Here is an 8,952-nt window from a genome sequence, read left to right as displayed (position 1 = left end):
GTGCGTTTGAGTCATTGAAACAAAAGGGGAATCCTGCCCCGTACTTTATCAGTTATTCGGTGAGGGAAAACCAGAGCGTGGATATTGAGGCATCGCTCGGTGCGCTGCAGAACAGCGACACGGACCACTCGCGCCTGCTCGACGTCGATGTCCGGGTCGGCGACTACAGTCTCGACAGCACCCACCAGATTCGCGGCCAACGGGGCTCGAACACGGGTCCGGCGTACTCCTATCCCGTAGTGATGCCGATCGACAACGACGTGGACGCGCTTCGCAGCGTCATCTACCTGGAAACCGACCGCAAGTACAAGGCCGCGGTCGAACGATTCATCCAGGTTAAAGCCAATCGAACCATAAAAGTAGACGAAGAAGACACCTCCGCGGACATGTCGCGAGAGCAGAAGCAGACCGCCACCGCCGCCATCTCCAGGATCGACGTGACGATTCCGTCGTGGGAAAAGCGAGTCAAGGCGCTCTCGGCGATCTTCACGAAGTATCCGGAAGTCTACGAAGGTACGGTCACGCTGACCGCGAACGCCGACAACGACTATCTCGTCAACAGTGAAGGCACTTCCATCGAGCAAGGCCGCGACAGCGCGCGGATCTCGATTTACGCCCGCACCAAAGCGGACGACGGGATGGAACTCTATCGCTTCGAGGCGTTCGACGCGCACTCGCTGAGCGGTCTCCCGGGCGACGATAAGATTCAGCGGACCATCGAAACCATGGTCGCGGATCTCAAGGCGCTTCGCGCCGCACCGGTGATCGATCCGTACACAGGCCCGGCAATCCTGTCCGGCCGCGCCAGCGGCGTGTTCTTCCATGAAATTTTCGGCCACCGGGTCGAGGGGCATCGCCAGAAAAGCGACAATGAAGGGCAGACTTTCACGAAGAAAGTCAATCAGGAGGTCCTTCCCGATTTCCTCTCCGTGGTTGACGACCCAACCACCGAGCGTATCGCCGGCGTCGACCTCAACGGCTACTACAAATACGATGATGACGGCGTGCCCGCTCAAAAAGTAACGGTCGTCGACAAAGGCGTCCTCAAGAATTTCCTCATGTCGCGCTCGCCGGTGACCGGTTTCGAGACCTCGAACGGACACGGCCGCAAAGCGCCGGGCTACAGGACCGTCGGACGCCAGGGTAATCTGATCGTGCAGGCGAGCAATACGGTCTCCGACGCAAAGATGCGGGCCATGCTGATCGACGAAGCCAAGAAACAGGGCAAAACGTTCGGCCTCCTCTTTAAAGACATCTCGGGCGGCTTTACCATGACCAGCCGCGCGAGTACGCAATCGTTCCAGGTCACGCCGATCATGGTTTACCGGATCTACGTCGACGGCCGGCCGGATGAGCTGGTGCGTGGCGTGGACTTGATCGGCACACCGCTGACGTCGTTCAGCAAGATTGTTGCGGCGGGCGACACGCCGGAAGTCTTCAACGGATTTTGCGGAGCGGAGTCGGGTTACGTGCCGGTCGCCGCCGTTTCCCCCGCGATCCTGACCACGCAGATTGAAGTTCAGAAGAAAAGCAAGTCGTCCGAACGTCCCCCGATCCTTCCGCCGCCGCTGGCCTCGAACGGGGGCGGACGATGAAGACGCGACGATCATCCGCATTCCTTTGCTTCCTGTGCCTGCTTTGCTCCGTGCCTGTGCTTGTCGGACAGGGAACGCCTGCCGCTGATCCGGTCTTACGGGCGATGGGCGATGAACTTCAGAGATCGGTCACGGATCTTCAGTTCAAAGACCTCGAAAAACCCTATTTCATCCAATACACGGTCATTGATCAGGAACGTTACCGCGCTTCGGCGACCTTCGGCGCGCTGACCGCATCGGACATGGGCAAAGCCCGCATTCTGCAGGCGCAGGTGCGCGTCGGCGGTTACGACTTCGATAATTCCGAGTTCGCCGGCGGCGGGTTTCAGGGCGCGCCGCCCACCGGAATAACCGAGCAGGCTCCGATCGAAAATGATTACAACTCCATCCGGCATGCGCTATGGCTGGCGACGGATTCCGCCTACAAGCAATCCATCGAGCAGCTGGCGCGAAAACGCGCATACGTGCAGAACAAGGTCCGTGGCGAGGAAGTCCCGGATTTTTCGAAGGAAAAGCCGGTCACGGCCGTCGGAGCGCGGCAGGACCTGCACGTCGACAAAGCCCACTGGGAGAAACAGCTTCGCGAATGGTCGGCTATTTTCAGAGAGTTTCCCCAGGTCCAGGAGTCGAGCGTAGTCATGGAGGCGCAGCTGACACACCGGTACCTGGCGAACAGCGAAGGCACCCGCACGATGCAGCCGGCGCTTCTGGTCACGGTTGAAGTCGAAGCGGCGACTCAAGCCTCCGACGGGATGCGGTTGCGGCATTGGATTCCATTCAACGCCGCGACGCTGGATCAGCTGCCTCCGGCAGTGGATATCGCAAAGGCGATCCGGCAGATGGCGGCGGATCTGACGGCGCTGCGTTCGGCGCCCGTCCTTGATGCCGACTACTCCGGCCCGGTTCTTTTCACCGGCCAGGCGTCGGCCGAAATGTTCGCGCGCGTCCTGGGACCGAATCTTTCCGGACAGCGCTTGCCGCTGGGTGACCAGCAGGGTCAGACCACCCGCAGCGAGCTCGTCAACCGGCTCAACCGCCCGGTGCTTCCGCGCTCCATCTCCGTCTACGACGACCCGACCGCACAGCGCGCCGGCAACCAGGAACTGCTGGGTTATTACCAGATCGACGATCAAGGCGTGCCGGCCCACCGGGTGTCCCTGATCGAGCAGGGCGTCCTGAAAAGTTTCCTGATGTCGCGGCGGCCGGGAAAAGACATGCCGCAGTCGAATGGCCACGGCCGTTCCGGCATTCCCGGCAGAGAGACCGCGCAGATCGGGAATCTATTCATTAAATCCACCGAAGGCAAAAGCTACGACGACCTGAAGCAGCAGCTCATCAAGATGTGCCAGGAAGAAAATCTGACCTACGGCATTTTGATCAAAGCCCTGAACCCGGATGGCCGCAGCGCCATCGGCGCACCCGTCCTGACCTATAAGGTTTATGTTTCGGACGGCCACGAGGAGCTGATCCGCGGAGTTTCGGCCCAGAGCATTCCGATCCGCTCGCTGCGCGAGATCGAAGCCGTCGGCAACGACGAGTTCGTGGTCAACCGCCTCACCGGAAGTAACGAACTGCCGACGCCGACCAGCATCGTTGCGCCGTCCGTGTTATTGGAAGAGGTGGAACTCAAGCGGCCCACCGGCACCCAGCAGCAGCCGGCGACTCTGACGCATCCGTTTTTCGGGAGTTAGTGGGAGTCTACCTCTTCACCGGCGCGGCCGCCCGCCGCGCCGGCGCCACAGCGAGCGCCTGGACCGAGGAGGCGATGCCTTCCGCGTCGGTTAAAAGTGCTTCGAAATCTCCCTCGCCGGCTTCATACACAATCCCATAGTAGGCAGTGCCGCGGCGGAGGGCACGATAGAGGATCCGGCGGTGATCGGTCTGGCGGTTACCGTGGATCTCGTACTCGATCCATTCTTCGTGAGTGTCCTTATAAGACTTGGGATCGCTCAGGCTGGCGAAGCCGAGCGGAGACATGATGCGTTCGGCCTGCTGCTGGGCATATTCGGCGAGATTCCTTGCCGCCTCAACCCGGACAATCAGAAGAGAAGCGCCGGACGAATGCTCCAGCACCACGTCCGTACCGGCAGTCAGGACCTTCCAGCCCTGAGGCACCGCGATCTGAAACCGGTCGCCCCGGGCGGTCGGCGGCCCTGTTGGCGGCGCAGCCTGCAGTACGGCAAGAACCAGTAAGACGAACCGCATGCGTAGATTGTACTCGCAGCGGGTGTGAGGGGGAAATCAGGGGTCGCACCCCTGATTTCCCCCTCACACGCTAGAACGTAATTCCGTAATACAGGAACACGTAGCGGTTCTTCGTCGCATCCGAGTTGGCCCAGCTGTCGTTGCCGATGCTGTAGCCGGCGTTGAAGAGGCCGTTGCCGGGCAGAGTGATCGAGATACCGGGCGTAAAGTATCCGTAATAGTTCTTTCCGCTGTACCAGTCGGCCACAAAGTTGACCTTCTTTGAAAGCGGCTGCTCATAGCCAAGGATCACGCCGGCGCGATGGGAACCGAAACTCGTGAAATCATTCAGGCCGGAATCCGCAACGACGTAAGGTCCGGCCGAAAAGCGCGGTCCGTAGTCTCCGGTCTTGATCTTCTTCGTGAAGTTACCGTAGAAGAGGCCCCAGGTTTCGTTCGTCTGAACGCCTGTCGTCGGGTTTTGATACCGGCCGTTCAGCGGCGTGTGCAACAGCGCGCCGCCGACAAACGACAGGCCTTGATCGTCGTTCTTATAGAACTTCCATTTTAAATTAGGCTCGATGTATCCGCAGGTGGTCGACGGGCTGGCCGCGGAACAGGCTCCATTGACAGCGCCATTTGTGGTCCGGTAGGTAGGGAAGTTGACGCCGAACTCGGTATCGTGAGGACCGCCAACGACAAGACGAGGATTGAACAGCAGGGTATGGTAAGAGGGGGTGGTTGTCGTGGCGTCGACACCCGGAACCTGATCCAGGAAGTCGAACTCGATGTAGGCTTTCCCCTTGTCCACGGTGTCGCCCGACGGAATATTAAAGATCGTCGATTGCGCCATCGCCGTCTGTGCAGCCACGACAAACAAAAGCGCAACGAACAATCCCAAAAGGACTTTGGAACTCTTCACGGTAGTAACCCGCCTTTCTTCTCTAAGTGCAAAAAAAAATCCCAGTCTGCACCAAACTTCGGTACACAACTGGGACGTCGTCGTCTTCAGAATTTTCGCCGCACAGCTCTGTGCAGCAGCGACAATTTTGTAACAGACTAACGGACGGAGTGTCAACAACTCTTTGGCCGAAAAAAGAGGGGAAACGGCGGCGGGCGCCATTTCCCCATGTGCCTTTTGCGGCTAAGGTGTTTTCTTACCGCGATTTAGCCCTGCTCAGGACCTTGGTTCCCGCGGCTGCGCCGAGGGAAAGAAGTCCGATGAGCGCGATCAGAGGCAGCTCACCTGCGGTCCGGGGAAGATTTTCATTATTGGCCGCATTTTGATCCGACGTGGTCGAAGAAGACGTGCTCGTAGAGCTGGTGTCCTTCTGGGTCGTCGTGCTCTGGGAGTTGTCCTTGCTATTGTTGTTCGGAGCCGAGGTCTGGTTGTTGTTTAGGTTCTGGCTCGGCGTCGTGCTCGGACTCGCTTCCGTCGAAGGCGACGGCTTTTCACGCGTCACGTTTTGATCGGATTGGGTGCTGCTCTTATCCTGATCCGCCTTGTTGTTCAGATTTGAATTGTCCGGGTTGTTCTGGTTCAGGCCCTGATTCTGGTTGTCCGTCTCCGGATTCGGATTCACGGCATTATTGTTGTTTTGATCCTGCTGGGTCGCGGGCGACTGAGAGGTCGACTGTGCCCATGCGGAAAACGACAACGGCAGGACAAGAAGCGCTAGAGCGCAGACCAATGACAGACAAATCTTCTGCGTTCGATTCATGCTATTTCTCCCTTTAAGAATGTCGAATGGCTTGTAAATAAGACCTGCAGGAATCGTGCCAGCGTCCGTAAGTGGGGCTAAATACGTTGGCGGGCCTCAGTCCCGTTTCCACCACATCTGAAAAACAAAGGCCTGTGCCCCGGATAGCACAATCAGCAGAAGGCTTTCGAGCCCGTAAAGGGTTATGAAACGAGTGGTCAGACTCCGGACCAGCAGGATGGCCGCAACGCCCAGCGTCAGATTTGCCGCGCAGAACAGGACGAACATCCCCGCCCAATCCAGCAAGGCGCCAATGGCCTGAACTATCGATCCAGCGGGGCCGCGGCGGATCATCTTCGCCGCCGCGCAGGCCGCCACGGTAGTAATAACCACCAGACCCAGGACAAAAATCAGTTGAAGTAGACCCATTGGCCCCTCAGATATATCCGGCGAGGCGGTAGTAAATCAGGGCAATACTTTCCTGTGCAATCCGCATCGCCAGCCACAGCCTGTCGCCGGGCGATCTCACGATCGCGGGGTAGTCGGCTGAGGCCGCGGGCTGCACCTGCAGGCCGGCGCGCTCGAACACCTGGCTTGCTCGCCGCATGTGAAGGGATTCCGTGACAAGTAAAATCCGGGCGGCATTCCGGCCCCGGAGGGTGCTGGAAATGTGAATAGATTCCTCGTGGGTTGTGTTTGCCGTTTCTTCTTTCAGGATTGCGGCGGGCGGAATTCCCATCTCTTCGGCGAGTTTTGCCCTGACCGCTGCTTCACTTGGAGCCGGAGACTCAAAACGTCCGGTCCCGGACACCACCAGAAGCGGCGCCATCCCCTTTTTAAAGAGCTCGATACCTTTAATCACCCGCCGCATCGACTCTTCATTCAAAACGCCTCCAGGCATAAGCCCTGAGCCAAGAACGACGATCGCATCAGCCTGCTGTGGAGGCTCGGACGTGACAGCCAGCCTATGCCCGGCGATATTACTCGCGGGGGTCAGCGAAACGAGGAGAAAAGCAATAACTGTAACGGCGCCAAGGCCGCGGACCATCTGCTCCCAGACTCTTGCCACCCGCTAATGGTAATGGATTTCGGAAGAGTGGCAGCGCGATTGCGGCAACAACGAGCGGGGGGTAAATCATGGCTGTGAATCGTGAGGAGTTAATAGAGTGTCTGAACGACCTCATCCAGACCTGCCGTGACGGAGAGAGCGGATTTCAAACGGCCGCAGAACACGTGAACGATGCGGGGCTCAAAACACTCTTCGGCAACAGTTCGGTGCAACGCGCGCAGTTTGCATCCGAACTCGAATCGGAAGTGCGGCTCCTGCACGGAACGCCTGCAACGACCGGAAGCGTGTCCGCCGCCTTTCACCGCGGCTGGATGAACATCCGATCGATTGTCACCCGGGGAACCGACGACGCGATCATCGCGGAATGCGAGCGCGGGGAGGACGCGGCGCTTGAAAATTATCAACGCGTAATGAAGCAGAACCTTCCTCCGAATGTGCTTCCGGTCGCCAAGCATCAGTTCACGGAAATCAAGCGTTCGCATGAACGGATACGGGAATTAAAGCGAAAGGAAGCCGCATAACGCGCGGCCGTGAAGTATAGGAGAGCAAACGATATGAACATCAACGTTAGCGACAAAATCATTTACCTGGGAGCCGGATGCGGAATCGGCATGATCCTCGGATTATTGTTCGCGCCGCAATCCGGTGAAGAGATCCGGCACACACTGACGCACAAGATGGACGACCTGACGCACAAGGTTCAGGACAAAATTTCACATTCCGGCATCGGCGATACGGCGAGCCAGACCTGGAACAGCGTTGTCGAAAAAGGGAAAAACGTGGCGCAGATCGGCCGCCAACGCCTGAATGAATCGATGGAGTCGGGGAAACGCAAATACAACGAATCCATCGAGACCGGCGATTTTTCCGAACGATAGCAAGAGCAGGTTTTATGGTCGATCAAAATCTTCTGACGATTTTTATTGCGCTGACGGCCGTGGCCGTCCTCATTCAAACCGGAATACTGGCCGGCTTTCTTTTCCTCTCGACGAAGCTGAGCCGCCAGGCGGATAAGGCCACGGATACGGCACGCAATCTCCTCGGCACGCTGCAAAAAGCGGTCGAGAATCTCCAGACCGTTTCGGCGAGCGCCGCCGAGTTCGGAACAACTGCGCGCGGGCAACTGCGCCAGTTCGAGAACTGGTGGCGCCGCACGGCCTAGGGATTAGCCCACAAAAGGCAAGGAAATCACGCCAGCGTGATTTCCTTGCCTTCTGTGGCTATTTTTTTGTATTTATCGCTTCTTTGGCTATTGCAAGGAACTCATCGAGGGGCTTCGTCTTCAGATCCTCACCCGTGCGCAGCCGCACCGCGACTGCGCCCTGCTCCTGCTCGCGGTCTCCGACCACCAGCATGTAAGGAATTTTCTGCATCTGCGCGTTGCGGATCTTCGCATTCATGCGTTCGACACTCGAATCAATCTCGGCCCGCAGCCCGGCGGCGGTGAGCTTTTCCTGAACCTGCTTGCAGTACGCCGCGTGGCGGTCTGCGATCGGTATCAGCATCGCCTGCACCGGCGCCAGCCAGACCGGAAACGCTCCGACATAGTGCTCGATCAGGATTGCAATAAACCGCTCGAAACTGCCGAAGATCGCCCGATGGATGACGACAGGCGTGTGTTCGGTATTGTCCGCGCCGATGTATTTCAAACCGAAACGTTCCGGCATCTGATAATCGAGCTGGATCGTGGCGCATTGCCACTTGCGGCCGATCGCATCGGTGACATCGAAATCGATCTTCGGTCCGTAGAAAGCGCCGTCTTTCTCATTGATGGCGTATAGAATGCCCGCGCGATCCATGGCGCCCTTCAGCTCCGATTCCGCCTGCTGCCAGGTGGCCTCATCGCCCATGTGCTCGTCGGGCATGGTCGAAAGCTTGGCGGTGAACGGCAGGCCCAGGTCGCCATAGACGCGCTGGACGAGCCGGATCAGATGTTCGACTTCTTCGCCGATCTGCTCCCGTGTCACGAAGCAGTGCGCGTCGTCCTGCGAGAACTGGCGAACCCGCGTCAGACCGGAAAGCACACCCGAGGCCTCGTTGCGATGCAGCGGGGTTTGCTCGTGAAGCCGAAGCGGCAAATCCCGGTAGCTGCGGACTTCGCTGCCGAAGATGAGCATGTGCCCGGGGCAATTCATCGCCTTGACGGCCATTTCCTCATTCTCGGATTCGATCTGGAACATATTCTGGCGGTAGTGCGCCCAATGCCCGGAGGTCTCCCACAGCGCCTTGTTGAATATCAGAGGTGCTTTGACTTCGACATAGCCGGCCGGAAAAAGCACGTCGCGCATGTAGTTCGCCAGCGTGTTGTAAAGCGCCGTTCCTTTCGGCAGCCAGAACGCCGCGCCCGGCGCCCACTGATGGAACATGAAGAGGCCGAGTTCGCGTCCCAGCTTGCGATGGTCGC

At 58.5% G+C, this 8,952-nt stretch carries 11 protein-coding genes; 5 read left to right on the top strand and 6 right to left on the bottom strand.

From position 1 onward, the window contains the following. Positions 1–1,595: metallopeptidase TldD-related protein (locus tag VGK48_20705; protein ID HEY2383603.1), on the top strand; the 1,595-nt coding region annotated here is incomplete at its 5' end. Continuing rightward, positions 1,592–3,286, top strand: a complete 1,695-nt coding sequence (locus tag VGK48_20700) for a metallopeptidase TldD-related protein (GenBank protein HEY2383602.1) — start codon at positions 1,592–1,594, stop codon at positions 3,284–3,286. The genes VGK48_20705 and VGK48_20700, both read left to right, overlap by 4 nt. Before the next feature lie 7 nt (positions 3,287–3,293). Here the strand turns inward: VGK48_20700 and VGK48_20695 are convergent, their stop codons facing one another. The 5 genes from VGK48_20695 to VGK48_20675 all read right to left on the bottom strand — a co-directional run bounded on the left by VGK48_20695 (position 3,294) and on the right by VGK48_20675 (position 6,548). Next, entirely contained in the window at positions 3,294–3,800 is a 507-nt protein-coding gene (locus tag VGK48_20695; protein HEY2383601.1) for a hypothetical protein, read from the bottom strand. A gap of 70 nt (positions 3,801–3,870) precedes the next feature. Beyond that, a complete protein-coding gene (locus VGK48_20690) occupies positions 3,871–4,701 on the bottom strand; it encodes a hypothetical protein (GenBank protein ID HEY2383600.1) in 831 nt (276 codons plus the stop codon). A gap of 235 nt (positions 4,702–4,936) precedes the next feature. After that, positions 4,937–5,500 carry a hypothetical protein gene (locus VGK48_20685; protein HEY2383599.1) on the bottom strand — a complete coding sequence of 188 codons (564 nt, stop codon included), beginning with the start codon at positions 5,498–5,500 and terminating at the stop codon, positions 4,937–4,939. Positions 5,501–5,596: 96 nt separating this feature from the next. Next, positions 5,597–5,908: a hypothetical protein gene (locus VGK48_20680; GenBank protein HEY2383598.1), complete on the bottom strand. Its 312-nt coding sequence runs from the start codon at positions 5,906–5,908 to the stop codon at positions 5,597–5,599. Positions 5,909–5,915: 7 nt separating this feature from the next. Further along, positions 5,916–6,548, bottom strand: coding sequence for a YdcF family protein (locus VGK48_20675; GenBank protein ID HEY2383597.1), 633 nt, complete (start codon positions 6,546–6,548; stop codon positions 5,916–5,918). A gap of 68 nt (positions 6,549–6,616) precedes the next feature. Here VGK48_20675 and VGK48_20670 point away from each other — a divergent pair, with 68 nt between their 5' ends. Genes VGK48_20670 through VGK48_20660 form a run of 3 tightly spaced genes read left to right on the top strand, consistent with a single transcriptional unit; the run spans position 6,617 to position 7,710 of the window. Beyond that, positions 6,617–7,069 carry a PA2169 family four-helix-bundle protein gene (locus VGK48_20670; protein ID HEY2383596.1) on the top strand — a complete coding sequence of 151 codons (453 nt, stop codon included), beginning with the start codon at positions 6,617–6,619 and terminating at the stop codon, positions 7,067–7,069. A 33-nt stretch (positions 7,070–7,102) separates the two neighbouring features. Next, complete coding sequence (locus VGK48_20665) at positions 7,103–7,426, top strand: YtxH domain-containing protein (GenBank protein ID HEY2383595.1); 324 nt, start codon at positions 7,103–7,105, stop codon at positions 7,424–7,426. 14 nt (positions 7,427–7,440) lie between these two features. Then, on the top strand, positions 7,441–7,710 hold the full coding sequence (locus tag VGK48_20660) for a hypothetical protein (GenBank protein HEY2383594.1): 270 nt from the start codon (positions 7,441–7,443) through the stop codon (positions 7,708–7,710). Between the two features lie 58 nt (positions 7,711–7,768). Here VGK48_20660 and thrS read toward each other — a convergent pair. Beyond that, positions 7,769–8,952, bottom strand: a 1,184-nt coding sequence (gene thrS, locus VGK48_20655) for a threonine--tRNA ligase (protein ID HEY2383593.1), incomplete at its 5' end; no start/stop codon positions are given.

Source organism: Terriglobia bacterium, from assembly GCA_036496425.1.
In the GTDB taxonomy this organism is placed as follows: domain Bacteria; phylum Acidobacteriota; class Terriglobia; order 20CM-2-55-15; family 20CM-2-55-15; genus 20CM-2-55-15.
This window is presented reverse-complemented; position numbering and strand designations above follow the sequence as displayed.